Origin of the sequence: Actinophytocola sp. (assembly GCF_035712165.1) — a bacterium.
In the GTDB taxonomy this organism is placed as follows: Bacteria; Actinomycetota; Actinomycetes; order Mycobacteriales; family Pseudonocardiaceae; genus DASYTH01.
In genome coordinates this window covers 1-23,814 of the sequence record NZ_DASTBH010000438.1, presented here as the reverse complement: position 1 = coordinate 23,814, position 23,814 = coordinate 1, and the positions used below count along the sequence as shown (strand labels likewise).

Here is a 23,814-nt window from a genome sequence, read left to right as displayed (position 1 = left end):
GTCGCCCGCCAGTTGCGCCGGTACCAGGTCCACATGGCCTCGACCACGAGCAGCGCGGCCCGCACGGACCCGACGACGCGCCCGGTACTGGTGGTCGTTGTCGTGGTGGCCATCAGTCCACCAACGTCCGGCCGGTGAGGTGGAGGAACACGTCCTCGAGCGTGCTGCGCCGCACCAGGCTGGACAGCGGCCGCACGCCCCGCGTGTGGGCGGTGGCGAGCGCCGACTCCCCGTCGGCGGTGTAGAGCAGCAGCCGGTCCGGCAGGACCTCGACCCGATCCGCGAGATCGGCCACCGTGGCCTCGACACCGTCCTGCTCGCCGGGCGGGAACCGCAGTTCCAGCACCTCCCGGGTGGAGTGGCGGGCGATCAGCTCGGCGGGGCTGCCCTCGGCGGCGATCCGGCCGTTGTCCATCACCACCAGCCGGTCGCAGAGCTGCTCGGCCTCGTCCATGTAGTGCGTGGTGACGATCAGCGTCACGCCGGACTGCTTGAGCCGGAACAGCCGGTCCCACAGCAGGTGCCGGGCCTGCGGGTCGAGGCCGGTGGTCGGCTCGTCGAGCAGCAGCAGGTCCGGCTCGTTGATCAGGGAACGGGCGATGGTCAGCCGGCGCTTCATGCCACCGGACAGCGGCTCGACCTCGTCCTCGGCCCGGTCGGTGAGCTGGGCGAAGTCGAGCAGCTCGACGGCGCGCTCCCGGACCTCGGCCCGGGTCATGCCGAAGTAGCGGCCGTAGATGTGCAGGTTCTGCCGGACGGTCAGCTCGAGATCCAGGTTGTCCAGCTGCGGCACGACGCCCAGCCGGGCCCGGATCCGGGGGCCGTCCCGGTCCGGGTCGAGGCCGAGCACCCGCAGGTCGCCGCCGCTGCGCGGGGACACGCAGCCGATCATGCGCATGGTGGAGGACTTGCCGGCGCCGTTGGGCCCGAGAAAGCCGAACGCCTCGCCCGGCCGCACCTCGAGGTCGATGCCGCGCACGGCCTCGAACGCGCCGAACCTCTTCGCCAGGTCCCGCGCGTAGACCAGCTGTCCGTTCCCACCCACGTCCGCAGACTAGAGCGGAGCACCGACAGGAACGACTCGTTTATCGCCCTACTGCGCGAGGTCCGGGAACCACAGGGCGATCTCGCGCTTGGCCGAGTCCACGCCGTCCGAGCCGTGCACGATGTTGAACTGCACCTCGAGCGCGAAGTCGCCGCGGATGCTGCCGGTCGCCGACTTCACCGGGTCGGTCGCGCCGGCCAGCTGCCGGAACGCCTCGATCGCGCGCGGTCCCTCGACCACGGCCGCCACCAGCGGGCCCGAGGTGATGAACTGCAGCAGGTCCTCGAAGAACCCCTTGCCGGCGTGCTCCGCATAGTGCTGCTCGGCCAGCGCCCGGTCCACGGTGCGAAGTTCCAGCGCGGCCAGGGCCAGGCCCTTGCGCTCGATCCGGGTGATCACCTCGCCGACCAGGCCACGGCCGACGCCGTCCGGCTTGACGAGGACCAGGGTGCGCTCGCTCACGACTCTCCTTGGGTTCTTGGGTTGACCACATTGTTCCGGAGCTTGACTTTGTATCAACGATTGCGTCAGTATTGCGGTACAGCAGTTGCTACAAAGGAGGCGCCATGCCGAGCGGTGCTGCCCTGCGGAGAGCCCGGGAGTGGTTGAGCGGCCACCGGCTCGACGTCGAACCCACCCCGCTCGTCGTCGGCCGGCTCGAAGCCCGCCGGCGGGGTAAGCGGGCCGAGTTCGCCACCGACTTCGTCTGTTGGATCGGCATCGTCGTCTGGATGATGTTGGACGGCAACGATGATCGGACGATCGTCGACCACCTCCAGATGATCGTGTGGATCCTCACCCTGATCGCCGGGATGCTGATCGGGGCCTGGTGGCAGCGCCGACTCGAGAGCCCGCTGTTGGCCGGCCTGAGGACGCGGGCCGCCCACCCGGCGGCCGCCAGCCTGGAGCGGGTCCTCGGTCGGGGCCACCTGTACGCCGCGGTCGGCATTTTTGGGGGCGGGCTGGTACTCGGCGCGGCGCTGACCGTCCTCGCGCCTTCGGCAAGCACGCGGTCCTTGGCCCTGGTCTTCCTGTCGGGCGTGGCGGTGCTGGGCGCGGCGGGCGCGGTGGCCCTGGCCACCACGTTACGTCGCCCGGCCCTCGCCGAGGATCCGGAGTCGCTGCTGGTCGACGACGCACTGCGGACCGAGGACGCCCGCCGGGCAATCTGGCCGTATCCGCTCGCGATCGTGCTGGGTTTCGGCTTGGATCCCGCCGTCGGGGGGCCTGCCAGCCTGGCGCTGCTGGTCTACCTGGTTGTCGGGGTGGCGTGGTGCGTCGTGGTCGACCACCTGGCAAAGCGGGCTCCGACGGTCCAGCCCGTGGTTCGATGATCACCATCGACACGGCCTCGGCGGTCCCGCCCTACGAGCAGGTCCGCTCGCAACTCGCCACGCAGATCAACGACGGCAAGCTCGCGGTCGGCACCCGCCTGCCCACGGTGCGCCGGCTGGCCGCCGACCTCGGGCTCGCGGCCAACACCGTGGCCCGTGCCTACCGGGAGCTGGAAGACGCCGGCCTCGTCGACACCCGAGGCCGGGCCGGCACCTTCGTCAGCGCCACCGGCGACGCCAGCCGAGAGGCCGCCGCCTCCGCCGCCCGTGAATACGCCATCAAAGTGCGCGCCCTAGGCCTGGGCCGCGCCGAAGCCCTACGAATCGTCACCGCCGCCCTCGGTTGAGGCACCCCCACCCCGCCAGCCGCAACGGGGAACTCGCCGGGCTGGAAGTGGCGACTCGCGGGGTGGGTTATTCGGGGGTGGGCTGGGTGGTTTTGCGGGCGACTTCGCGGCGGAACCAGAGGAGGCACAGCCACACCAGGCCGAACACCACGCCGAGGATGCCTAGGGCGGGTACGGCGAACCACGAGACGATCATCACCAGTTGCAGGGCCAGGGCCAGGGCTATGCCCCAGGGACGTCCGGCGGCTCCGCAGGCTAGGAACAGCGCAAGGGCCAGGACACCGACCAGGACGCCTTGCCAGGTGGCCAAACCGTCGCCCAGTTTGGCCACGACGGGGAGGGCCAACAAGACCACGATGCCCTCGAGGATCAGCGTCGCCGCCACCACGCCGCGAAAGGACCGGAGCGGATCGGGTGCGCTCACCTGGCGGCTCATGCGGGTTCCTTGCCGAACAGGGCTCGCACCTCGCCGGCGGTCACCACCGAGCCGGTGGCGATCACGCCGGAGCCGGCCAGTGAGTCGGCGTCGTCGGCGGACTCGGCCAGGGACACCGCGGTCTCGATCGCGTCGTCCAGCCGCGGCTCCACCACGACGCGGTCCTCGCCGAAGATCTCCAGGGCCACCGCGGCGAGCGCGTCGGGGTCCATCGCCCGGGACGAGGAGTTCGTCGTCAGCACCACCTCGTTGACCACCGGTTCCAGCGCGGCGAGGATGCCGGCGGCGTCCTTGTCCGCCATCACCCCGACCACCGCGACCAGCCGGCGGAACCCGAACTCGGAGTCCAGCGCCTCGGCCAGTGCCCGCGCGCCGTGCGGGTTGTGGGCCGCGTCCACGAACACGCTCGGGGCGGAGCGGACCCGCTCCAGCCGGCCCGGCGCCACCGCCGCGGCGAACCCCTCGCGGATCGCGTCCACGTCCAACTGCCGCTGCGCCCCGGCGCCGAAGAACGCCTCCACCGCGGCCAGCGCCAGCGCCGCATTCGCCGCCTGGTGCGCGCCGTGCAACGGCAAAAAGATCTCGTCGTAGGCGCCGCCGAGACCCTGCAGCTTCAGCATCTGCCCGCCGACCGCCACATCCCGGCGCAGCACGCCGAACTCCAGACCCCCGCGGGCCACCGTGGCGTCCACCTCCGCGCACCGCTCGAAGATGACCTTCGCCGCCTCCGGCGTCTGCTCGGCGACCACCGCGATCGAGCCCGGCTTGATGATCCCGGCCTTCTCCCGCGCGATCCCCTCGATGTCCGAACCGAGGAACTCCACGTGGTCGGTGCTCACCGGCGCGACCACCGCGACCTTGCCGTCCGCCACGTTCGTCGCGTCCCAGGTGCCGCCCAGGCCCACCTCCAGCACGGCCGCCTCGACCGGCGCGTCGGCGAAGGCCGCGAACGCCATGCCGGTCAGCACCTCGAACTTGCTCATCGGCACGTCGCTCGCACTGTCCACCATGGACACGTACGGCTCGATGTCCCGGTACACCTCGACATAGCGCTGCGGGCTGACCGGCACCGAGTCCAGCGCGATCCGCTCGGTCACCAGTTGCAGGTGCGGGCTGGTGTAACGGCCGGTGCGCAACCCGATCCGGGTCAGCAGCGCGTCGATCATGCGCGTGGTCGACGTCTTTCCGTTGGTACCGGCCACATGCACGACCGGATACGACCGGTGCGGGTCGCCGAGCAGGTCCACGAGGGCGGCGATCCGGGCCAGTGACGGTTCGATCTTCGTCTCCGGCCACCGGGTGTTCAACTCGGACTCGACCTGGAGCAGATCCTCAAGTGCCGCCATGGGTTCAGGCACCCTCGAGCGCGGCGAGCCGGGCCCGGATCCGCTGGATGTCACCGGCCGCCTGCTCCCGCCGGGCCTTGATCTTGGCGACCACGTCGGCCGGCGCCCGGTCGGTGAACTTCGGGTTGTCCAGCTTGGCCCCGGTCTGTGCCAACTCCTTCTCCGCCACGGCCAGGTCCTTGGTCAGCCGCTTGCGCTCAGCCTCCACGTCGACGGTGCCGGACAGGTCCACCTCGACCGCGATCGTCCCGTCCGGGACGGCGATCTCCAGCGACGCGCTGGCGGTGAACGACCCGTTCGGGGCCTCCAGCCGGGCCAGCGTGGTCACCGCCTGCGCCAACGCGGAAAGCCCTGCGGCGTCCATACCGGACAGCCGGGCCGGCACCCGCTGACCGGGCTTGACCAACTGGTCGGACCGGAACCGGCGCAACTCGGTGACCAGCCGCTGCACCGCGTCGATCCGGCGCGCGGCCGCGGTGTCCGCTTCGGCGCCGGTCGCGGTCGGCCAGTCCGCCAGCACCACGGACTCCTTGCCGGTCAACGAGGTCCACAGCACCTCGGTGACGAACGGGATCACCGGATGCAGCAGCCGGAGCAGCACGTCCAGCACGTGCCCGAGCACCGCGCGGGTGTGCTCGGCGCGCTGGCCGTCCTCGGCGATCTGCACCTTGGCCAGTTCCAGATACCAGTCGCAGAACTCGCTCCAGGTGAAGTGGTAGAGCGCGTCACACACCTTGCCGAACTGGTAGCGCTCGAACAGCTCGTCCACTTCGGACACCACGGCGTCGGCCCGGTCCAGGATCCACCGGTCGGCGTCGGTGAGCTCGGCGCGGTCCGGCAGCGGCCGTTCGGTGGTCGCGCCGTTCATCAGCGCGAACCGGCTGGCGTTCCACAGCTTGTTGCAGAAGTTGCGGGACCCGGCGGCCCACTCCTCGGCCAGCGCCATGTCGCTGCCCGGGTTGGCGCCCCGGGTCAGGGTGAACCGGGTCGCGTCCGCGCCATAACGGTCCAGCCAGTCCAGCGGGTTGATCACGTTGTTGCGGGACTTGGACATCTTCTTGCCGCTGGCGTCGCGGATCAGCCCGTGCAGGTACACGTGGTGGAACGGCTGCACGCCGTCCATCGCGTACAGCCCGAACATCATCATCCGGACCACCCAGAAGAACAGGATGTCGTAGCCGGTGACCAGCACGCTGTTGGGATAGAACCGGATCAGGTCCGAGGTGCGTTCCGGCCAGCCCAGCGTGGAGAACGGCCACAGCGCCGAGGAGAACCAGGTGTCCAGCACGTCGGAGTCCTGCGTCCAGCCCTCGCCCTGCGGCGGCTCCTCGCCCGGACCGACACAGATCACCTTGTCGTTGGGGCCGTACCAGATCGGGATCCGGTGCCCCCACCACAACTGCCGGGAGATGCACCAGTCGTGCATGTTGTCGACCCAGTCGAAGTAGCGCTTGGCCAGCTCCGCCGGGTAGATCGTGGTGCGGCCGTCGCGCACCGCGTCGCCGGCCGCCTTGGCCAGCGGGGCGACCCGGACGAACCACTGCAGCGACAACCGCGGCTCCACCACGGTGTCGCACCGCGAGCAGTGGCCGACCGAATGCAGGTAGGGGCGCTTCTCGGCGACGATCCGGCCCTGCTCGCGCAACGCGGCGACCACGGCCGGCCGGGCCTCGAACCGGTCCAGCCCCTGGAACGGGCCGTGCGCGGTGATCAGGCCGCGCTCGTCCATGATCGTGATCGCCGGTAGCTGATGCCGCTGACCGATCTCGAAGTCGTTGGGGTCGTGCGCCGGGGTCACCTTCACCGCGCCGGTGCCGAACGCCGGGTCGACGTGCTCGTCGGCCACCACGGGCACCACCCGGCCGGTGAGCGGCAGCAGCACCTCGGTGCCGATCAGGTGCCGGTAGCGCTCGTCGTCGGGGTGCACCGCGACGGCGGTGTCGCCGAGCATCGTCTCGGCCCGGGTGGTGGCCACCACGATGCTGTCGGCACCGTCACCGTAACGGATCGAGATCAGCTCACCCTCGTCCTCGGAGTGCTCGACCTCGATGTCGGACAGCGCCGTGTGGCAGCGCGGACACCAGTTGATGATCCGCTCGGCCCGGTAGATCAGACCGTCCTCGTAGAGCCGCTTGAAGATGGTCTGCACGGCGGCGCTGAGCCGGGAGTCCATGGTGAACCGTTCGCGGCTCCAGTCCACACCGTCGCCCAGCCGGCGCATCTGGTGCAGGATCATGCCGCCGGACTCGGCCTTCCACCGCCACACCCGCTCGACGAACGCCTCGCGGCCGAGGTCGTGCCGGGACAGCCCCTCGCCGGCCAACTCGCGCTCGACCACGTTCTGGGTGGCGATGCCGGCGTGGTCCATGCCGGGCAGCCACAACGCTTCGTCGCCCATCATCCGGCGGCGCCGGGTCAGCGCGTCCATCAGGGAGTGGTCCAGCGCGTGGCCCATGTGCAGGCTGCCGGTCACGTTCGGCGGCGGGATCACGATGCAGTACGGCGGCTTGGCGCTGCCCGGGTCCGCCGTGAAGTAGCCGGCCGCCACCCACCGCTCGTACATCTCCGCCTCTACCTCGGCCGGTTGCCAGGCCGAGGGTAGGTCGATATTGCGCAGCGATGGGATGTTGGTCACGGAAAGAGAGTCTACGAACCGCGCGCGGCCCGCTTCATTCGGATTAAGACGGCCGTGACCAGGACAAGGGTGACCCGTCGGGCGCTACCCGGTTGGGCCGGACGGCGTAGGCGATTGTTAACAACCCCGCGGGCCGGATCGATGAGGGGGGCACCAGGAACAAACGCACCTCGCTCGTCGTGGCTGGGGCCGCACTAGGAAACCGGGAGCCGGTGGACCACAGTCAGTCCGACACCTGCCCGGAGTCGCGCGACTCCGAGTGGGTCGCGCGCGTCCGCAGCGCCGCCAGCGCCGACGTTCGCCAGATGCTGCGCGCGGAGCGGCGGCGCAAACACGAGCGGTGGATCATCGGCTCGGTCGCGCTGGTCGCAGCGGTACTGGTGCTGGTGCTGCTGGGCCAGATCGGCGTGTCCCGGGGCTCGCGCTCGCCGGAGTCCGCGCCGGCCCCGAGCGTCGAGGCGGCGCTGCGCCAGGTCGACCCCGCCCGCCCGTTCGCCGGCACCCCGGCCGCCGACTGGCCCGACGGGGCGGCGGGCATCCAACTGCCGGACCCGGTGGCCACCGGCGGGTTCACCGCACCCGAGGTCGCCACCGCGCTGGCCCAGGTGCGGGACCTGCTGGTGACCAGCCGGCTGGACCCGACGCTGGTGGTCCGGCACGACCCCGGCCGGTTTCTCGCCGCGTTCGCCCCGGACGCCCGGCGCCAGCTCGAACCGCTGTTCGGCAGCGGCCAGGAGGCCCGGGCGCAGGCGCTGGTCAGCCTGGTGGCGGACGGCACGACGCTGCTCCCGGTGGCGCCGAAGGTGACCGGACGGATGCGGGTGACCGCCGGCGCGCAGCCCGGCGAGTTGGTGGTGCACACCAACTACGTGTTCGTCTATCCCTTCCGGACGGATACTCCGGCCGAGGTCGACGACCCGATGGACATCCTGGTGGTGGTCCGGGCCCAGGTCGACTACGTGCTGCGCCGGGGCGAACGCTGGACCGAGGGCAGCCAGGGCTGGTGGTACGACGCGGTGGCCGGCTACGCCTACTCGATCGGCTGCGACGCCTACCGCCGCGGCTTCCTCGCGCCCGTGCTCACCGAACGCAAGACCACCTCGCCCGGCCCGGACCGCGCCGCCTACTTCAACCCCGACGGCCCCCTCCCCCAGGCCTCCGGCTGCTAGCCGTTCCGCCTCTCCGGAATTTTGCGCGGTCGTTGCGTACCAGCCGATGGTGCGGATCGCGGGTGGATTGTGGCTGGGTGCCGTCACGGTCCCCTGAGGTAGCTGTTGGTCGGGCACGGACTTCCCCACAGAGGTCCGCCGGCGCGGCGGGCTAATGCATGGTGTCGGGGACCACGACGGCCTGGAGGTGGGCGAAGCCGGTGCTGGCGGTGAGGGTGCCGGCCAGGAAGTCGTGGGCCTCGACGCGGACGGTGTCGCCGGAGGTGGGTTCGTAGACCAGGACGGCGCCGGCGCTGTGCCCGACCACCAGCACGTAGTGGCGCGGGACCGGGCCGCCGACCAGGACCGGCGCCGGGGTGCCGAAGTCGGCGGCGGCGACCACCTCGCGCAGGGTGGAGGACACCCGGCGGTGGTCGGTGTCGTCGACCAGGTGCCAGGCGTAGCGCACTCCGGTGTGCGCGCTGAGGTAGCGGGCCATGCCCCGGGGCGAGGTACCCAGCGACTCCGGCCACAGCAGGTTGGTCTGGTCGTGCACCCGGGCCCGCTCGGCGGCGAACCGGGCCGGAAAGTCCGCCGTGGTCAGCGACAGCGCGTACAGCGGGTCGCACTCGGCCCGGGCGACGATCAGGCACGTGGTTCCGCAGGTGGTGTCCTCGTACTGCCGCACGTCGTGGCCGAGCCGGCGCTGGTTTCCGGCTCCGCCCCGGTCGATCAGCGAGAGGTGCGAGTCCAGCCAGAGTGCGTCCCGGCCCCGGATCTCCTCGGCGAACCCGGTCAGCTCCGCGACCGGATGACCGGCCGCGAGCGCCTTGTGCAACCAGGCCCGCTCCCGGTCCGAGCCGGCGCGGGACAGCAGCCCGGTGAATGCGACCCGGTCCGCCTCGGCCAGGCCGTGCACCCGCCAACCCGCCGCCCGCAGCTGCGCGGCGGACAGGATCCCGTCGTCGTAGTCGTCGCCGATGCCGGGGATCGACACCATCTGGCCGGCCAGCAGCACCGCTGTCGCGGGCGCCAGCCCGCCCTCCACCCCGGCAGCCGCCCGGGCCCGGCCGGCGAGGTCGGTGAACCGGGCCGCGGCCCGGTCGGCGGCGTCCAGGCTGTCCGTGTACACGGCGACCAACTCGTTGACCCGGCGCGCCACGTCGTCGAGCGCGGTCGGGTCCGGTAACGCCACCGAGCCGATGTGGGTCGCATCGTGCGCCGCGGCCCGCAACGCCAGCCGCAGCTCCACCTGCCGGCGCTGTTGCGTGCGCACGGTCCCGGCCAGCTCGGCGAGCGCGTCGGCGGCCTCGGTGAACGCCTGGACGGCATGGTGCGGGACCAGCGACCGCAGCTCCGCCGCGGTCTGCCGGTACGCCGCGGCCAGCCGGTCCAGCGCGTCGGGGTCGCCGGGCGGCGGCTCGGACACCGCCGAGATCACCTCGCGGATCAGCTCAACCAGCGCGACCGGGTTGAGGAGCCGGCCCAGCCGCTGCACCAGCGTGGTCACCTGGCGGTAGTCGCTACTGGCCATCGGCGCGTCCGAGGAGCGCGATGTGCACCCCGAGCTCGGCGAACCAGGCGGCCTGCATCTCCTGATAGGCCCGCTCGGCGACATCCATCCCGCACGCCTCGCCACCGTCCCGGGTGGCCTGGTCCCACGCCGACCGTACGGCGCGCAGCGCCTCGGCGAGCTCACTCACCCTGACATCCTCGTCAATAGCCACGTAGCGCACCAGAGCGCGATGGGCGGACGATGGTGCAATGCCCCGCAAACCACCGGCGCACGACGTCGACGAAGATCAGCTGACCGTGCAGGAGCCCAAGGACTGGTCGGCCGGGGTGACCGGGGTGCGGGTGTCGCTGCAACGTGGCGTCGGTCAGATGGGCGCCGCGCGCACCGTGCGCACGTTGCGGCTGCTCAACCAGCGGGACGGGTTCGACTGCCCGGGCTGCGCCTGGCCCGAGCCGCACGACCGCAAGCTCGCCGAGTTCTGCGAGAACGGGGCGAAGGCCGTCGCCGAGGAGGCCACCAAGCTGCGGGTCGGACCGGAGTTCTTCGCCGCGCATCCGATCACCGAACTGGCCGGGCGCACCGACTACTGGCTGGGCAAGCAGGGCCGGCTCACCCAGCCGATGGTGCTGCGGCCGGGCGAGCAGCACTACCAGCCGATCGGCTGGGACGAGGCGTTCGCGCTGATCGCCCGCGAGCTGCGCGGGCTGACCAGCCCGGACGAGGCGGTCTTCTACACCTCCGGCCGGACCAGCAACGAGGCGGCGTTCCTCTACCAGCTCCTGGTGCGCTCGTTCGGCACGAACAACCTCCCGGACTGCTCCAACATGTGCCACGAGTCCTCGGGCGCGGCGCTGGCGGCCACCACCGGCATCGGCAAGGGCTCGGTCACCATCGCCGACATCGTCAAGGCCGACCTGATCCTGGTGGTGGGCCAGAACCCCGGCACCAACCATCCGCGCATGCTCAGCGCGCTGGAACAGGCCAAGCGCGGCGGCACGCGGATCGTCGCGGTGAACCCGCTGCCCGAGGCCGGTCTGCAGCGGTTCAAGAACCCCCAGCACGTGCGCGGCGTGCTCGGCCGGGGCACCCAGTTGGCCGACGAGTTCTGCCAGATCCGCCTCGGCGGCGACCAGGCGTTCTTCCAGGCGATCGGAAACCTGTTGCTGGCCTGGGAGGACGAGGCGCCCGGGACGGTGCTCGACCACGACTTCATCGCTGGGTCCACCGAGGGGTTCGCCGAGTACGCGGCGCACGTGCGCGGTCTGGACTGGGCGGCGGTGGACGCCGCCACCGGCCTGCCCCGGACGCAGATCGAGCAGGTGGCCCGGATGATCGCCGAGTCGAAGGCCACGATCGTCTGCTGGGCCATGGGACTCACCCAGCATCCGCACTCCGTGCCGACGATCCGGGAGATCGCCAACGTCGCGCTGCTGCGCGGCATGATCGGCAAGCCGGGCGCCGGGCTGTGCCCGGTGCGCGGTCATTCCAACGTGCAGGGCGACCGGACCATGGGCATCTGGGAGAAGATGCCGGAGCGCTTCCTGGTCGCGCTGGAGCGCGAGTTCGGCATCGACGTGCCGCGCGAACCCGGCTACGACACGGTGGGCGCGATCCGGGCGATGCGGGACGGCCGGGCCAAGGTGTTCTTCGCGGTGGGCGGCAACTTCGTCTCCGCCGCACCGGACACCGAGGTCACCGAGCGGGCGCTGCGTTCGTGCGCGCTGACCGTGCAGGTGTCCACCAAGCTCAACCGGTCGCACGTGGTGCACGGCCGCACCGCGTTGATCCTGCCCACGCTCGGCCGCACCGAGCGGGACGCCCGGCCCGCCGGCGAGCAGTTCGTCACGGTCGAGGACTCGATGTCGGTGGTGCACCGGTCCCGGGGCCGGCTGGAGCCGGCCAGCGAGCACCTGCTCTCCGAGGTCACCATCGTGTGCCGGCTGGCCATGGCGTTGTTCGGTCCGGACCATCCGGTGCCGTGGGCCGACCTGGCCGCCGACTACGACGCCATCCGCGACCGGATCGCGGCGGTGGTGCCCGGATGCACCGACTACAACGCGAAGGTCCGCGACCCGGACGGGTTCGTGCTGCCGCACGCGCCCCGCGACTCGCGGGAGTTCACCGGCACGAAGACCGGTAAGGCGGTGTTCACCGCGAACACGCTGACCGTGCCCCGGGTTCCGCCCGGCCGGCTGCTGCTGCAGACGGTGCGCAGCCACGACCAGTTCAACACCACGATCTACGGGCTGGACGACCGGTACCGGGGGGTGCGGGACGGGCGCCGGGTGGTGTTCGTCAACCCGGACGACCTGGCCGAGCTGGGCCTGTCCGACGGTCAGCTGGTGGACCTGGTCAGCGAGTGGTCCGACGGCGAGCGCACGGCGCCGCGGTTCCGGGTGGTCGCCTACCCGACCGCGCGGGGCTGCGCGGCGGCCTACTTCCCGGAGGCGAACCCGTTGGTGCCGCTGGACTCCACCGCTGAGACGTCGAACACACCCACGTCCAAGTCGATCATCGTGCGGCTGGAGCCGGGCATAACCGAAGACGGCCAGGCGTTGCCTCGGACGTGACCGAAGCACCGAAGACGCTCACCATGTACTCGACCAGTTGGTGCGGCTACTGCCGCCGGCTGAAGTCTCAGCTCGACCGGGACGGCATCGCCTACGTCGAGGTGGACATCGAGCGCACCCCGGACGCGGCCGACTTCGTGATGAGCGTCAACGGCGGCAACGCCACGGTGCCGACCGTGCACTTCCCGGACGGGACCGCGTTGACCAACCCCACCCTTGCGCAGGTCAAGGCGCGGCTGGCGGCGTAGCGGTCGCGAAGACCTGCGAGGAGTCCCGGAACGACTTGAACTCCAGCGCGTTGCCGGCCGGGTCCCGCAGGAACATCGTCCACTGCTCCCCCGGCTCACCGGCGAAGCGCAGGTAGGGCTCGATCACGAAGCCGATCCCGGCCGCGCGCAACCGGCCGGCCAGGGCGTGGAAGTCCTCATGGGACAGCAGCAGGCCGAAGTGCGGCACCGGAACCTCGTGCCCGTCCACGTGGTTGTGCCCGGCGTCGGCCCGGCCCGGCGCCAGGTGCGTCACGAGTTGGTGGCCGTAGAAGTTCCAGTCGACCCAGGCCTGCGCGGACCGGCCTTCGGCCAGACCCAGCACGCCGCCGTAGAAGTCGCGGGCGCGCCCGATGTCGTCGACCGGGATGGCGAGATGGAAGCTGGGCTGGGCGTCCGGCACGGGCATCGTTGTCTCCTGTTCCCTCGACGGGCGGCTCACCTGTTCATCGTGGACGGCACGCCGGCCTTACATCGTAGTGTTGTTCGGATGTCGACATTCACCCGATGGGGTTAAATGGCCTGGTGACACACCCTCGGAGAATCGGCAAAGCCCAGCGGCGCGGGCTAGCCGAGGAGGCGGCCGACCGGATCCGGGACGCGATCTTCGCCGGCCTGTTCCCGCCGGGGGCGGCGGTGCGCGAGGTCGAACTGGCCGAGGCGCTGGAGGTCAGTCGCGGGTCGGTCCGGGAGGGCCTGGCCATGCTCGAGCGCGAGGGTCTGCTGCAGAGCGCCTGGCACCGCGGCACCCGGGTGATCGACCTCACGATCGGCGACATCGAGGAGGTCTACTCGGTTCGGGCCGCGCTGGAACGACTGGCCACCACCACCGCCGCCGAGCGGGTCGGCGAGGCGGACCTGCGCCGGCTGGACGAGATCGTCGACACGATGTCGGCCGAGATCGACGCCCGCGCCGAGGGACCCCGGCTGCTCGCGCTGGACATCGAGTTCCACGACCAGATCTACGCCGCCGCCGGCAACCGCCGGCTGCTCGACGCCTGGCAGGCGCTGCGCTCCCAGGTGTACCTGTTCCAGTTGTCCCGGATCCGGCTCGGCGACGAGGACTACCGCTCCCGGCTGGTGGCCGAGCACGCCGAGTTGGCCGCCCTCCTCCGGCACCGCGACCTGGCCATGCTCGCCGAGGTGGCCGAGGAGCACGTGCACTCCGCGCGGCGGGCGCTGGTCGGCCGGATGGCCGCCCAGCTGATGAACCGCTAGGTCGAGGGAAGCGCGGCCAGCGCGGCCATCGCGGCGTTGTGGCCGCCGATCCCGCTCACCCCGCCACCCCGCTGCGCCCCGGCTCCGCAGACGAACAGGTTGGCCACGTCGGTCGCCACGCCCCAACCGCCCGGCGCGTCCTCGGTGAACGGCCAGGCCAGGTCGCCGTGGAAGATGTGGCCACCAGGCATACCGAGTTCGGCCTCCAGGTCCAGCGGCGTGCGGGCCTCGACGCACGGACGGCCGTCCGCGTCCCGGGCCAGGCAGTCCCGGATCGGCTCGGTCAGGTGCCGGTCCAGGCCGTCCAGGTAGCGCTCGACGAGATCGGCGCGCACGGCGTCGTTGTCCGCGGCGAACAGGTCGACCGGCAGGTGCAGACCGAACAACGTCATGGTGTGCCAGCCCTTGGCTGCCAGCTCCGCGTCCAGAATGGACGGGTCGGTCAGGGTGTGGCAGTAGGTCTCACCCGGCGGGAACTCCGGGATCGCACCGGAAACACTTGCCTGGTAGGCGTTCTCCAGGTCCGAATAGGACTCGTCGAGGTGGAACGTGCCGGCGAAGGCGGACCGCGGGTCCGCACCGGTGCGCAGCCCGGGCAGCCGGGTGAGCAGCAGGTTGATCTTCAGCTGGCAGCCGACCGGCTTGTCCACAGCCCCCCGGCCACGCAGCGCGGCCAGCGTGTGCGGCGCCACCCCGGCCAGGACCTGCCGGGCGGCAACGGTTTCCTCGCCATCGGCGGTGCGGTAGCTGACCTCGGCGGACCGGCCGTCGGCCGCGACGCCGGTCACCTTGGCTCCGGTGTGGACGGTCGCGCCAGCGGCCCGGACCACCCGGACCAGTTCGGCCGTCACCGAGCCCATGCCGCCGACCGGGACCTTCCACTCCCCCGTTCCGTCGCCGACCAGGTGGTACAGGAAGCACCGGTTGGCCAGCAGGTCGGGCGCGGACAGCGAGGTGTAGGTGCCGATCAGGGCGTCGGTGGCGACCACGCCGCGGACCAGATCGTCGGCGAAGATCTCGGTGATCGCCTCGCCGATCGGCTCTTCGAACACCTGCCGCCACAGTTGCTCGCCGGTGGCCGCGACCACCTTGGCACGCAGCTCATCCTTGTGCGGCAACGGTTCCAGCAACGTGGGCGCGACGATCCGGGCCATCGCGGCGAGTTGGCCGTACCAGTCGGTCCAGCGGCCGAACTCGGTGTCGGATCCGGTCAGCGCCCGGAACGACGCGGCGGTGTCCGGGCCGGGCTCCCGCTCGACCAGCAGCCCGGCGGGCCTGCCGTCCCGGATCGCCGGGGTGTAGGACGACACCGGCCGGGAGGCCAGCGACACCCGCAGGCCCAGGTCCTCGACGATCTTGGTGGGCAGCAGGCTGACCAGGTAGGAGAACCGGGACAGCCGGGCCGGCACACCGGGGAACGCCTCGGCGCTGACCGCGGCGCCACCGAGGTGGTCATCCCGCTCCAGGATCAGCACCGAGCGCCCGGCCCGGCCCAGGTAGGCGGCGGCGACCAGCGCATTGTGGCCGCCGCCGACCACCACCACGTCGTAGCGTCGCGTCATGCGCGCCACGCTACCCGGCAGTTAGACCGTCACCGGCCGAGCGACCTCGCGGGTGCGGGGCGCCGGGCGGGGCGGGGTCTGGGCGTCGCGTTCCCGGCGACGGAACAGGCCGGCCTGCCGCGACGCGGCCGCCTCACGGGCGAACTCCTCGGTCCGGCTCTGGGCGACGACGAGCGCGCTGAAGTAGTTCATGATTCCTCCCAGTTTCGAATGCGGGCGAAGGCCCGTAGAGAAAAGAGTCGGGTCAGTCGGATTTGATACCCGGCGCCACCGTGGTGGACAGGAACAGATGCACCGCCCGGGCGCCCGGCGGGCGCAGTGCGGGGTGGTCGGTGCGGTCCCGATGCCGGTTCATGATCTCGCGGAGCTCCTGGTGGATGGCCGCGGCCTCCTCGGCGGTGAGGAACACGTTGCTGTCGCTGACCCCGACCGTCAGCCGCCACTCCTCCGGCTCCAGGCTGGCCGCCCGGTACCGGCGGCGGATCTCGTCGAAGGTGAAGTCGAGGTAGGCCTCACTGGCCGCCTCGGCGGCCAGCGCACCCTCGGTGTCCAACCCCACGTCGGTCCACTGGTGGCCCTCGTGCACGAGCCGCCAGGGCTTCTCCCGGCCGGCACCGCCGTCGGCTTCCTCGAGGTAGTCGTACTTGGCGAGGATGTTCAGGTGGTAGGAGCAGTTCGCCACGCTCTCCCCCACCTCCCGCGCGCACTGGGTGGCCGTCGCCGTGCCTTCCCGGGTGATCAGCTCGAGCAGCTTCCACCGCAACGGATGGGCAAGGGCGCGGAGCGCCTTCGGATCGGTGATGGTGCGGCGGGGCTTGCTCGGCATGGTTAACAAGGTATCTTGCTAAGCAACCCTTTAGCAAGACTTCTTTAGAAAGAACTCTGTAGATAGGCTGGGCCCATGGGACGGGTGACGGTGCGGCGCCCGGTGCTGCGGCTCGGTCCGGACGGCGAGCATCGCCGGCCGGACACGCTGGCCGCCGAGGAACCGCTGGAAATCCGGGTCGACGGCCGGCCGCTCGCGGTCACCATGCGCACCCCCGGGCACGATGTGGAACTGGCGCACGGGTTCCTGCTCACCGAAGGGGTCATCGGCGCGCCGCAGGACGTGCGCACGGCGCGCTACTGCGACAGCCTGGACGCCGATGGGCGCAACACCTACAACGTGCTCGACGTGGCCCTCAGCGAGGGCGTGCCGCCCCCGGACGCCGGCGTGGAGCGCAACTTCTACACGACCTCCTCGTGCGGGGTGTGCGGCAAGGCGGCCCTGGACGCGGTCCGGCTGCGCACCCGCTACTCCCCCGCGGCCGATCCGGTCGAGGTGCGCCCGGAGGTGCTGGCCACGCTGCCCGGCGCGCTGCGCGAGCACCAGCGGGTCTTCGCCACCACCGGCGGGCTGCACGCCGCCGGGCTGTTCACCGCCGACGGCGCCGCGCTGGTGGTGCGCGAGGACGTGGGCCGGCACAACGCCGTGGACAAGGCAATGGGCTGGGCGCTGCTGGCCGGCCGGGTGCCGCTCGCCGGCACGATCCTGATGGTGTCCGGGCGGGCGTCGTTCGAGCTGGTGCAGAAGGCGGCCATGGCCGGGGTGCCGGTGCTGGCGGCGGTGTCGGCGCCGTCGTCGCTGGCCGTGGACCTGGCCGAGGAGCAGGGCATCACGCTGGTGGGCTTCCTGCGCGGCCCGAACATGAACGTCTACGCCGGGACCAGCCGGGTGTGCCGGTCGCCGATCCAGCCCAGCACGGCGGGCCACCGGCCGTAGCCGGCCTCGGTGTTCAGGTGCGCCCCGCCCGGGATCACATCCAGGTCGATCTTCAACGCGGCGGCCATGTCCACCGCCTCGTCCACCGAGCAGGCCTCGTCGTCGTCCCCCACCACGAGCTGGGTCCAGGCCGCGGCCCGGCGGATCCCGGCCGGGTCCAGCGGCGCCGGGCTGAAGCCGTGCACGTCCGGTGAATGCCAGCGCGGCCCCGGCGGCGCCACCAGCAGCGCCCGGTCGAACCGCAGCGCGGAACCATTCTTGGCCAGCCGGGCCGCGTGGTGCAGCCACAGCACGGCGCCGCAGGAGTGCGCCAGCACGACCCGCTCGGTGTCCACCGGGGCGGCTTCCAGGTGATGGGTCAGCTCGGCCAGCCACACCTCGAGATCGGGGTGGTCCGGCTCGGTGAACTGCGGCACGTCCACCACCCCGCCGACGTGGGCCAGTTCGCCGGCCAGCCAGCTCTGCCAGTGCTGTGGGCCGGAGCCCGTGTGCCCGTGCACGAGCAGGACGTAGGGCAACTCAGCACGAGCGGAGAACTCACCAGCCTCTTCCGACATGGCGAATACCTACCACGGAGCGGCACATGCCGGCATCTCGCCGACGCCACCGACCAAAAGGGGGGTCCGGGGGGCGGAGCGCCGCCGGCCGGGGGTCTGGGGGCTTGGCCCCCAGAAAGCACACTGACGGCGCCGTGGCTCGCGCTCTCCGCGAGCACACCTCTGCCTGAACGCGCCGTCAGGCCGACTTCTCGCGGCGCTCGCGGCGGGTGGGCTGGCGGGCGACGATGGTCGGGTTCACGTTCTCCCGGACCGTCTGCTCGGTGATCACGACCTTGGCCACGTCGGTGCGGCTCGGGATGTCGTACATCACCGGCTGCAGCACCTCCTCCATGATGGCGCGCAGCCCGCGGGCGCCGGTGCCACGGAGGATGGCCTGGTCGGCCACCGCGTCCAGCGCGGCGGCGGTGAACTCAAGCTCGACGCCGTCCATCTCGAACAGCTTCTGGTACTGCTTGACCAGCGCGTTCCGCGGGTCGGTGAGGATCTTGACCAGCGATTCCTTGTCCAGGTTCGTCACGCTGGCGACCACCGGAAGCCGGCCGATGAACTCCGGGATCAGCCCGAACTTGATCAGATCCTCGGGCATGGTGTCGGCGAAGAAGTCGGCGGTGTCGACCTCGGCCTTCGACCGGATGTCGGCGCCGAAGCCGAGGCCGCGCTTGCCGCACCGGTCCTGAATGATCTTCTCCAGCCCGGCGAACGCGCCGGCCACGATGAACAGCACGTTCGTCGTGTCGATCTGGATGAACTCCTGGTGCGGGTGCTTGCGGCCGCCCTGCGGCGGCACGCTGGCGGTGGTGCCCTCGAGGATCTTCAGCAGCGCCTGCTGCACGCCCTCGCCGGAGACGTCCCTGGTGATCGACGGGTTCTCGCTCTTCCGGGCGATCTTGTCGACCTCGTCGATGTAGATGATGCCGGTCTCGGCCCGCTTGACGTCGTAGTCGGCGGCCTGGATGAGCTTCAGGAGGATGTTCTCGACGTCCTCGCCGACATAACCGGCCTCGGTCAGAGCCGTGGCATCGGCGATCGCGAACGGCACATTGAGCAATTTCGCGAGTGTCTGGGCGAGATAGGTCTTGCCGCAACCGGTCGGACCGAGCATCAGGATATTGGATTTCGAGAGCTCGACCGTTTCGTGCGAGTCGCGGCCCTCACGCCCTTCCGGCCGGGTCCGGTCGCCCGCCTGGATGCGCTTGTAATGGTTGTAGACGGCCACCGCCAGCGTGCGCTTGGCTTCGTCCTGGCCGATCACGTACTGGTTCAGGAAATCGTGGATCTCGAGGGGTTTGGGCAGCTCATCGAGCTTGACGTCGCCGGCCTCGGCCAGCTCCTCCTCGATGATCTCGTTGCAGAGGTCGATGCATTCGTCGCAGATGTAGACGCCGGGACCGGCGATGAGCTTCTTCACCTGCTTTTGGCTCTTTCCGCAGAAAGAGCACTTCAGCAGGTCTCCGCCGTCACCGATACGTGCCATGACCGCTGACCTCTGTCCCCTCCGGCATACCTGCTGGTACGCCTGGCTGTATGGCCGGATGTTCGACCCAACCAGCAGTGTCCCCCCACACACTCCAGGTCGGGTCGTACCCGTTTGCCCTTGACGGTACCTGCCAACCCCCGCTCAGTGGGAGAACCAGAGCAGCGACTGGCCGGATTAGGCCGATCAGGTGGTAGACCCCGATCGCCCCGGCGGGGCGTCTAGGTTCGCACCGCCGAGAGCTTCCGGTAAGCCAACACCTCGTCCACGATCCCATATTCCTTAGCCTCATCGGCCGTGAGAATTTTGTCCCGCTCGATGTCGGCGCGCACCTGGTCGGCGGTCTTGTTGGTGTGCCGGGCCAGGGTGGACTCCATCAGCCGCCGGACCCGCTGGATCTCGTTGGCCTGGATCTCCAGGTCGGAGACCTGCCCGTAGGCGCCCTCCATGGACGGCTGGTGGATCAGGACCCGCGCGTTGGGCAGCGCGAAACGCTTGCCCGGGGTGCCGGCCGACAGCAGCACGGCCGCCGCCGAGGCCGCCTGGCCCAGGCAGTATGTCTGCACGTCAGGCCGGGCGAACTGCATCGTGTCGTAGATCGCCATGAGCGAGGTGAACGAGCCGCCCGGCGAGTTGATGTACATGGTGATGTCCCGGTCCGGGTCGACCGACTCGAGGTAGAGCAACTGGGCCATCACGTCGTTGGCGGAGGCGTCGTCGATCTGCACACCGACGAAGATGATGCGCTCCTCGAACAGCTTGTTGTACGGGTTCGACTCCTTGACCCCGTAGCTGGTGCGCTCGACGAAGGACGGCAGCACGTACCGGGACTGCGGGAGATGAAGGTCACTCACTGGAAGCTCTCCTTGTGGGGGCCGTCAGGCGGACGGGGCCTGGCTGGCGCGGGTGACGACGTGGTCGATGAAGCCGTACTCGCGGGCCTCCGAGGCCGTGAACCAGGCGTCCCGGTCGGCGTCGGCGGTGACCTTCTCGAGCGACTGGCCGGTCTGCTCGGCGGTGATCTGCGCCATCTCCAGCTTCCACTTCGCGTAGACCTCCGCGCGGATCGCGATGTCCGACGCGGTGCCGCCGATGCCGGCCGACGGCTGGTGCATCATGATCCGCGCGTGCGGCAGGGCGTAGCGCTTGCCCGGGGTGCCCGAGGACAGCAGGAACTGGCCCATCGAGGCGGCCAGGCCCATCGCCCAGGTCTGCACCTCCGGCTCGACCAGCTGCATCGTGTCGTAGATCGCCATGCCCGCGGTCACCGAGCCACCCGGCGAGTTGATGTAGAAGATGATGTCCCGCTCGGGGTCCTCGGCGGCCAGCAGCAGCAGCTGCGCGGTGATCCGGTTGGCGATGTCGTCGTCGACCTCGGAGCCGAGGAAGACGATCCGCTCCCGAAGCAGCCGCTCGTACACCGAGTCGTTCAAGTTGAGCCCCGCGGTCGCGGACCGCATGTGCGGGGTGGGGTGCACAACCACGTCTGCCTGCCTTCTCCCAGGTTCTTGAGCTGATCTCACGCACTCGACATTAACCACGATGGACGGTGCCGAGTGGCCGACACCGCCCAAGTTCGCTTACAGCGTCACTGCTTTCAGCGCTGCTGAGGCACGCCTCGGGGCGCTTCACTACTTGTTGACCGCGCCTTCAGCGGTCTCGGACTCGCCCTCCGGCGCGACCTCCTCCGGCGCGTCCGCGGCCACCGGCTCGTCCCGGCCGAACAGCTCCTCCAAGTCCACGGCGTTGCCGGACGCGTCGGTCACGGTGGCCTGGCGGACCACCGTGGCGAGCGCCTTGCCGCGCCGGACGTCGGCGAAGATCGCGCCGAGCTGTCCGGACTCCTGCGCCCGCCGGACGTACTCGTCCGGGCTGATGCCGTACCGCTGGGCCTGGTAGATGATCCGCTCGGTCAGCTCGTTGTCGTTGACCCCGACATTCTCCGCCTCGGCGATCGAGTCCAGGATGAGCTGCGTCTTGACCGACTTCTCCGCGTCGGCACGCACGTCGGCGTCGAAGTCCTCCTGGGTCTTGCCCTCGGACTCGAGGAACTCGGCGAACCGGGCCTCGTCGTGGTCGAAGGCATGCACCGCGTCGTGCTTGCGGGACTCGACCTCGGCGTTGACCACGGCCTCGGGCAACGGCACCTCGGTGGTCTCCAGCAGCGCGTCCAGCACCTTGTCCCGGGCCTGCACGCCCTGCTGCATCTTCTTCACCCGGGTCAGCCGCTCGCGCAGGTCCGCGCGCAGCTCGTCGATCGTGTCGAACTCGCTGGCCAGCTGGGCGAACTCGTCGTCGGGCTCGGGCAGCTCGCGCACCTTGACCGTCTGCACGATCACGGTGACCTCGGCGTCCTTGCCGGCGTGGTCACCGGCGAGCAGCTTGGTGGTGAACACGCGGTTCTCCCCCGCCGAGGCGCCGACGATGGCGTCGTCGATGCCCTCGATCAGGTTGCCGGAGCCCACCTCGTAGGACAGGCCGCTGGTCTGCGCGTCGGCGACCTCCTCGCCGTCGACCGTCGCGGCCAGGTCGATCGAGACGAAGTCGCCGGTCTCCGCCGGACGGTCGGCCCCGGTCAGGGTGCCGAACCGGGCGCGCAGCTCGTCGAGCTGCTCGTCGACCTCCTCGTCGGTCAGCTCGAGGTCGTCGACACTGACCGACAGCTCGCCGAAGGAGGGGATGGTGATGTCCGGCCGGATGTCGACCTCGGCGCTGAACGCCACGACGTCGCCGTCCTCGATCTTGATGTCCGCGAACTCCGGCTGGCCGATGGCCCGCACCTCGCTGGAGGTGACGGCTTCCATGTATTTGGTCGGGATGGCCTCGTTGACCACCTCGTCCAGAATGGGCGCCCGGCCGATGCGCGACTCGATCACCTTCGCCGGCGCCTTGCCCGGGCGGAAGCCGGGCACGCGGATCTGCTGGGCGAGCTTGCGGTATGCCCGGTCGAAGTTCGGCTTGAGCTCGTCGAACGGCACCTCGACGTTGATCCGGACCCGCGTCGGGCTCAGGTGCTCGACGGTGCTCTTCAACGTAGTCTCCTCGTGCGACAGTGCATGGATGAGCGCCCGACGGGACTCGACCGCGGGACAGGTGCTGAGTCTAGGCGAGTGACCCCCTCCGCCCGCGCGCCGGGTAATCAGTCCGTGCTGGTTACCACCCCTGTGGTGACCGACGCTCCCGGCGTTGCTCACGGTGCGCACCCGCACCGCAGGTCAGAGCCCTGCACACTGGTCGGGCTGACAGGATTTGAACCTGCGACCCTCCGCTCCCAAAGCGGATGCGCTACCAAGCTGCGCTACAGCCCGCACGCACCCCCACGGAGGTGCCGCCCCATAAGCGTAGCGTGGCGCGCTACGCTGTTGCCGCGTCGCCCGGCGCGCGCGGGTGTAGCTCAATGGCAGAGCCCCAGCCTTCCAAGCTGGCCATGCGGGTTCGATTCCCGTCACCCGCTCCATCATGTCGGCCAGCAGCTCAGAAGGGGTGCCGCCACTGTGCGGGCAGCACCCCTCCGGTAGCTCACCAGGCCGCATGGGCCATTAGCGGGCCATTACGCCGCTTCGCCGTCATCAGGCTCTTCTGGCTTCTTCTTGGCCTTCTTGCGACTGTCCTTCTTGGACCTTCTGCGGGCCAGTGCCGCCCGGCGGCTCACCTCGGCCGCGATCTCCTGATCCCGCGCACTGGTCGCATGCTGGTAGATCAGTGCGGCCCGCATGCTGCCGTGCCCCATCCGGTGCATCAGCTCCCGGGTGCTGGCACCCGCCGAGGCGGCCAGGTGGTTGCCGGTGTGCCGAAGATCATGAAAGTGGAACCCGACCGGCAGCCCAGCCGCCGCGATTGACTCCGACCACTTCACCGCGCTGCGCCAGTTGCTCCGCTTGAGCATCGCTCCCTTCTCGCCGAGGAAGACCAGCGCATCCTGTGATGCCGCGACGAACTCCTGAAGGTGCCGCCGCAGATCCGGCACGATCAGCTCAGGCAGCGCCACGGTTCGGACACCCGCAGCCGACTTGGTGGAACCGGCCACCATCGCGCCCGACTGCAACTCGGCCAGCCGGCGCGGTACGGACACGGTGCGCCGATCCAGGTCGAGGTCACCCCGCCGCAACGCGATCAGCTCACCCCACCGCAGGCCGGTGAACGCCGCGGCTAGGACCAGCGCCCGAAAGCGCCCCGGCATCTCATCCGCGAGCGCGAACACCTGAACCACTGTCGCAACGGGACGTTCCGCTGTGCCCTCTTGGTCCGCTCCCTTGATACGGCAGGGGTTTCGCTTGATCCGCCCGTCGTCCAACGCGGTGTTCATGATCGCCCGAAGCAGCCGGTAGGCCTTCGCCGCCGTGCTCTGTGACCGCCCGTTCTCCAGCAGCCAAGCCCGCCAGGCGCGCACCACCTCAGGCGACACCTGGCCCAACTCCTTGTCACCCAGCAGCGGACCGATGTGCAGCCGCATCAGTCCCTCGTACAGCTCCACCGTCCGCACGCCGAGGGACCGCTCTTTGATCCACCTGCCGCCGTACTCGCGCACGGTGATCTTCCCGAGCAGCGGGTCGACCCACTCCCCTCGCAAGATCGCCGATTCCGTCACGGTGAGC

The 23,814-nt window shown here is 70.5% G+C and carries 24 protein-coding genes and 2 tRNA genes; 8 read left to right on the top strand and 18 right to left on the bottom strand.

The genetic code is table 11. The annotated features are described in order from the left end of the window. Positions 1–112: 112 nt before the first annotated feature. Positions 113–1,045 (bottom strand): ABC transporter ATP-binding protein, encoded by a 933-nt coding sequence (locus tag VFO68_RS24625; RefSeq protein ID WP_325160743.1) that lies wholly within the window; start codon positions 1,043–1,045, stop codon positions 113–115. A 48-nt stretch (positions 1,046–1,093) separates the two neighbouring features. Then, positions 1,094–1,507 carry a nucleoside-diphosphate kinase gene (gene ndk / locus VFO68_RS24620; protein WP_325160742.1) on the bottom strand — a complete coding sequence of 138 codons (414 nt, stop codon included), beginning with the start codon at positions 1,505–1,507 and terminating at the stop codon, positions 1,094–1,096. A 104-nt stretch (positions 1,508–1,611) separates the two neighbouring features. On the opposite strand from ndk, the gene VFO68_RS24615 reads away from it, so the two are divergent. Together VFO68_RS24615 and VFO68_RS24610 are read left to right on the top strand one after the other, a co-directional pair. Then, the gene (locus VFO68_RS24615) at positions 1,612–2,379 is read left to right on the top strand and encodes a hypothetical protein (protein ID WP_325160741.1); all 768 of its coding nucleotides are present in this window, start codon (positions 1,612–1,614) and stop codon (positions 2,377–2,379) included. Further along, positions 2,376–2,726, top strand: coding sequence for a GntR family transcriptional regulator (locus tag VFO68_RS24610; RefSeq protein WP_325160740.1), 351 nt, complete (start codon positions 2,376–2,378; stop codon positions 2,724–2,726). Before VFO68_RS24615 ends, VFO68_RS24610 begins: the two co-directional genes overlap by 4 nt. Before the next feature lie 67 nt (positions 2,727–2,793). On the opposite strand, the gene VFO68_RS24605 is transcribed toward VFO68_RS24610, so the two are convergent. The 3 genes from VFO68_RS24605 to VFO68_RS24595 are packed head-to-tail and all read right to left on the bottom strand — an operon-like array spanning position 2,794 to position 7,143. Beyond that, complete coding sequence (locus tag VFO68_RS24605; protein WP_325160739.1) at positions 2,794–3,162, bottom strand: DUF4233 domain-containing protein; 369 nt, start codon at positions 3,160–3,162, stop codon at positions 2,794–2,796. Next, a complete protein-coding gene (gene folC / locus VFO68_RS24600; protein WP_325160738.1) occupies positions 3,159–4,508 on the bottom strand; it encodes a bifunctional tetrahydrofolate synthase/dihydrofolate synthase in 1,350 nt (449 codons plus the stop codon). Before folC ends, VFO68_RS24605 begins: the two co-directional genes overlap by 4 nt. Before the next feature lie 4 nt (positions 4,509–4,512). Further along, positions 4,513–7,143: a valine--tRNA ligase gene (locus VFO68_RS24595; RefSeq protein ID WP_325160737.1), complete on the bottom strand. Its 2,631-nt coding sequence runs from the start codon at positions 7,141–7,143 to the stop codon at positions 4,513–4,515. Positions 7,144–7,355: 212 nt separating this feature from the next. On the opposite strand from VFO68_RS24595, the gene VFO68_RS24590 reads away from it, so the two are divergent. Further along, entirely contained in the window at positions 7,356–8,312 is a 957-nt protein-coding gene (locus tag VFO68_RS24590; protein ID WP_325160736.1) for a hypothetical protein, read from the top strand. Between the two features lie 151 nt (positions 8,313–8,463). On the opposite strand, the gene VFO68_RS24585 is transcribed toward VFO68_RS24590, so the two are convergent. Further along, positions 8,464–9,825, bottom strand: coding sequence for a hypothetical protein (locus VFO68_RS24585; protein ID WP_325160735.1), 1,362 nt, complete (start codon positions 9,823–9,825; stop codon positions 8,464–8,466). Further along, positions 9,815–9,994 (bottom strand): hypothetical protein, encoded by a 180-nt coding sequence (locus VFO68_RS24580; protein ID WP_325160734.1) that lies wholly within the window; start codon positions 9,992–9,994, stop codon positions 9,815–9,817. Before VFO68_RS24580 ends, VFO68_RS24585 begins: the two co-directional genes overlap by 11 nt. 61 nt (positions 9,995–10,055) lie before the next feature. Here VFO68_RS24580 and VFO68_RS24575 point away from each other — a divergent pair, with 61 nt between their 5' ends. Both VFO68_RS24575 and VFO68_RS24570 read left to right on the top strand, forming a co-directional pair. Further along, positions 10,056–12,377 (top strand): FdhF/YdeP family oxidoreductase, encoded by a 2,322-nt coding sequence (locus tag VFO68_RS24575; protein ID WP_325160733.1) that lies wholly within the window; start codon positions 10,056–10,058, stop codon positions 12,375–12,377. Continuing rightward, entirely contained in the window at positions 12,374–12,625 is a 252-nt protein-coding gene (locus VFO68_RS24570; RefSeq protein ID WP_325160732.1) for a mycoredoxin, read from the top strand. The genes VFO68_RS24575 and VFO68_RS24570 overlap by 4 nt, the downstream gene beginning before the upstream one ends. On the opposite strand, the gene VFO68_RS24565 is transcribed toward VFO68_RS24570, so the two are convergent. Beyond that, the gene (locus tag VFO68_RS24565) at positions 12,603–13,052 is read right to left on the bottom strand and encodes a VOC family protein (RefSeq protein ID WP_325160731.1); all 450 of its coding nucleotides are present in this window, start codon (positions 13,050–13,052) and stop codon (positions 12,603–12,605) included. The two genes, VFO68_RS24570 and VFO68_RS24565, sit on opposite strands and share 23 nt — an antisense overlap. 116 nt (positions 13,053–13,168) lie before the next feature. On the opposite strand from VFO68_RS24565, the gene VFO68_RS24560 reads away from it, so the two are divergent. Continuing rightward, the gene (locus tag VFO68_RS24560; protein ID WP_325160730.1) at positions 13,169–13,861 is read left to right on the top strand and encodes a GntR family transcriptional regulator; all 693 of its coding nucleotides are present in this window, start codon (positions 13,169–13,171) and stop codon (positions 13,859–13,861) included. Here the strand turns inward: VFO68_RS24560 and VFO68_RS24555 are convergent. The 3 genes from VFO68_RS24555 to VFO68_RS24545 are packed head-to-tail and all read right to left on the bottom strand — an operon-like array spanning position 13,858 to position 16,249. Continuing rightward, positions 13,858–15,423, bottom strand: a complete 1,566-nt coding sequence (locus tag VFO68_RS24555; protein ID WP_325160729.1) for an NAD(P)/FAD-dependent oxidoreductase — start codon at positions 15,421–15,423, stop codon at positions 13,858–13,860. The two genes, VFO68_RS24560 and VFO68_RS24555, sit on opposite strands and share 4 nt — an antisense overlap. Positions 15,424–15,444: 21 nt before the next feature. Then, positions 15,445–15,615, bottom strand: a complete 171-nt coding sequence (locus VFO68_RS24550; protein ID WP_325160728.1) for a hypothetical protein — start codon at positions 15,613–15,615, stop codon at positions 15,445–15,447. Between the two features lie 52 nt (positions 15,616–15,667). Further along, on the bottom strand, positions 15,668–16,249 hold the full coding sequence (locus VFO68_RS24545; RefSeq protein WP_325160727.1) for a helix-turn-helix domain-containing protein: 582 nt from the start codon (positions 16,247–16,249) through the stop codon (positions 15,668–15,670). Between the two features lie 75 nt (positions 16,250–16,324). Between VFO68_RS24545 and fdhD the strand changes: the two genes are divergently transcribed. After that, positions 16,325–17,185, top strand: coding sequence for a formate dehydrogenase accessory sulfurtransferase FdhD (fdhD, locus tag VFO68_RS24540; protein WP_325160726.1), 861 nt, complete (start codon positions 16,325–16,327; stop codon positions 17,183–17,185). Here the strand turns inward: fdhD and VFO68_RS24535 are convergent. The 6 genes from VFO68_RS24535 to VFO68_RS24510 form a co-directional block, all read right to left on the bottom strand. Then, complete coding sequence (locus tag VFO68_RS24535) at positions 17,119–17,742, bottom strand: RBBP9/YdeN family alpha/beta hydrolase (protein ID WP_325160725.1); 624 nt, start codon at positions 17,740–17,742, stop codon at positions 17,119–17,121. The genes fdhD and VFO68_RS24535 overlap by 67 nt on opposite strands. A 178-nt stretch (positions 17,743–17,920) precedes the next feature. Then, positions 17,921–19,219 carry an ATP-dependent Clp protease ATP-binding subunit ClpX gene (clpX, locus tag VFO68_RS24530; RefSeq protein ID WP_325160724.1) on the bottom strand — a complete coding sequence of 433 codons (1,299 nt, stop codon included), beginning with the start codon at positions 19,217–19,219 and terminating at the stop codon, positions 17,921–17,923. Positions 19,220–19,440: 221 nt separating this feature from the next. After that, positions 19,441–20,073 carry an ATP-dependent Clp protease proteolytic subunit gene (locus tag VFO68_RS24525; RefSeq protein WP_325160723.1) on the bottom strand — a complete coding sequence of 211 codons (633 nt, stop codon included), beginning with the start codon at positions 20,071–20,073 and terminating at the stop codon, positions 19,441–19,443. Positions 20,074–20,097: 24 nt separating this feature from the next. Beyond that, positions 20,098–20,679, bottom strand: coding sequence for an ATP-dependent Clp protease proteolytic subunit (locus VFO68_RS24520; protein WP_325160744.1), 582 nt, complete (start codon positions 20,677–20,679; stop codon positions 20,098–20,100). 171 nt (positions 20,680–20,850) lie between these two features. Continuing rightward, entirely contained in the window at positions 20,851–22,251 is a 1,401-nt protein-coding gene (gene tig / locus VFO68_RS24515; protein WP_325160722.1) for a trigger factor, read from the bottom strand. 199 nt (positions 22,252–22,450) lie between these two features. Continuing rightward, positions 22,451–22,527: transfer RNA gene (locus VFO68_RS24510), tRNA-Pro, on the bottom strand. 75 nt (positions 22,528–22,602) lie between these two features. Between VFO68_RS24510 and VFO68_RS24505 the strand changes: the two genes are divergently transcribed. Beyond that, positions 22,603–22,676: transfer RNA gene (locus VFO68_RS24505), tRNA-Gly, on the top strand. Between the two features lie 93 nt (positions 22,677–22,769). Here VFO68_RS24505 and VFO68_RS24500 read toward each other — a convergent pair. Beyond that, the coding region (locus VFO68_RS24500) for a tyrosine-type recombinase/integrase (protein ID WP_325160721.1) at positions 22,770–23,814 on the bottom strand (1,045 nt) is incomplete at its 5' end.

What these genes read in the sequence shown, in the direction of transcription:
- VFO68_RS24545 (WP_325160727.1), bottom strand. Translation starts at nt 16,249, where the DNA reads ATGCCGAGCAAGCCCCGCCGCACCATCACCGATCCGAAGGCGCTCCGC.
- VFO68_RS24615 (WP_325160741.1), top strand. Translation starts at nt 1,612, where the DNA reads ATGCCGAGCGGTGCTGCCCTGCGGAGAGCCCGGGAGTGGTTGAGCGGC.
- folC (WP_325160738.1), bottom strand. Translation starts at nt 4,508, where the DNA reads ATGGCGGCACTTGAGGATCTGCTCCAGGTCGAGTCCGAGTTGAACACC.
- clpX (WP_325160724.1), bottom strand. Translation starts at nt 19,219, where the DNA reads ATGGCACGTATCGGTGACGGCGGAGACCTGCTGAAGTGCTCTTTCTGC.
- VFO68_RS24585 (WP_325160735.1), bottom strand. Translation starts at nt 9,825, where the DNA reads ATGGCCAGTAGCGACTACCGCCAGGTGACCACGCTGGTGCAGCGGCTG.
- VFO68_RS24575 (WP_325160733.1), top strand. Translation starts at nt 10,056, where the DNA reads ATGCCCCGCAAACCACCGGCGCACGACGTCGACGAAGATCAGCTGACC.
- fdhD (WP_325160726.1), top strand. Translation starts at nt 16,325, where the DNA reads ATGGGACGGGTGACGGTGCGGCGCCCGGTGCTGCGGCTCGGTCCGGAC.
- VFO68_RS24520 (WP_325160744.1), bottom strand. Translation starts at nt 20,679, where the DNA reads ATGCGGTCCGCGACCGCGGGGCTCAACTTGAACGACTCGGTGTACGAG.
- VFO68_RS24550 (WP_325160728.1), bottom strand. Translation starts at nt 15,615, where the DNA reads ATGAACTACTTCAGCGCGCTCGTCGTCGCCCAGAGCCGGACCGAGGAG.
- VFO68_RS24610 (WP_325160740.1), top strand. Translation starts at nt 2,376, where the DNA reads ATGATCACCATCGACACGGCCTCGGCGGTCCCGCCCTACGAGCAGGTC.
- VFO68_RS24605 (WP_325160739.1), bottom strand. Translation starts at nt 3,162, where the DNA reads ATGAGCCGCCAGGTGAGCGCACCCGATCCGCTCCGGTCCTTTCGCGGC.
- VFO68_RS24555 (WP_325160729.1), bottom strand. Translation starts at nt 15,423, where the DNA reads ATGACGCGACGCTACGACGTGGTGGTGGTCGGCGGCGGCCACAATGCG.
- VFO68_RS24565 (WP_325160731.1), bottom strand. Translation starts at nt 13,052, where the DNA reads ATGCCCGTGCCGGACGCCCAGCCCAGCTTCCATCTCGCCATCCCGGTC.
- VFO68_RS24535 (WP_325160725.1), bottom strand. Translation starts at nt 17,742, where the DNA reads ATGTCGGAAGAGGCTGGTGAGTTCTCCGCTCGTGCTGAGTTGCCCTAC.